Below are 636 nucleotides of genomic sequence, written 5' to 3'. Positions count from 1 at the left end.
ATTAGAGCGGTTGTTCCACAGGTTCCAACTTATCTTCTTTTGCCAAATGCCTTATTTCATGCTGGTTTAGTGGATATGACCACGCAAAATAAGACGTTAGAGACAATGCGGAATGCTTTTCATTCCTTTGGGAAAGATGATAAAAAGACAGCCTTTTTTCTGCGTGCTTATGGGGGGAGCCATCACTATGCTTCCAATTTATCTGCTTTTGAATATGGTTATGGTGCTGAGCTCGATTATAATGCATTTCAAGCAGGTGTTTTGTTAAATGAGATTGAGAGTTTATATGGTCGTACATTCTTTGGAGTTTTGGGGAACTATGGAAATCTTTCTCTACACCCTCAGGATGTTGAACAAAGCAAAAAAAGCGCATTTAATAAATGGTCTGTTACTGCTTATGGAAATTTGCAGCATGATACCGGTTTTTATATGGATGGGGTGGTATCGTATGGTCTTTTTAAGGGAGATGTTTTGACCCTTGCACGGGGCAAGGTTGTGGCGTTAAAGGGTAAACAATTTAGCGGTTCTTTAACGAGTGGTAGAACGTTTGCAACAGGGTATAAAGGTGTTGTTTTTGATCCGCAGATTCAGGTTGTTTATCAGCATCTTCAGTTTAATCAGGCGCGTGATATTGAT

The 636-nt window shown here is 39.8% G+C and carries 1 protein-coding gene; it reads left to right on the top strand.

Annotated features, from left to right (window positions below; translation table 11 throughout):
* The coding region (locus tag ACFIMP_RS09895) for an autotransporter outer membrane beta-barrel domain-containing protein (protein WP_375614020.1) at nt 1–636 on the top strand (636 nt) is incomplete at both ends.

Origin of the sequence: Bartonella sp. AP65SXKL (assembly GCF_042195725.1) — a bacterium.
GTDB lineage: Bacteria > Pseudomonadota > Alphaproteobacteria > Rhizobiales > Rhizobiaceae > Bartonella.
Note: the sequence above shows the minus strand (reverse complement) of the source record. Positions and strands in the feature narration are given on the sequence as shown.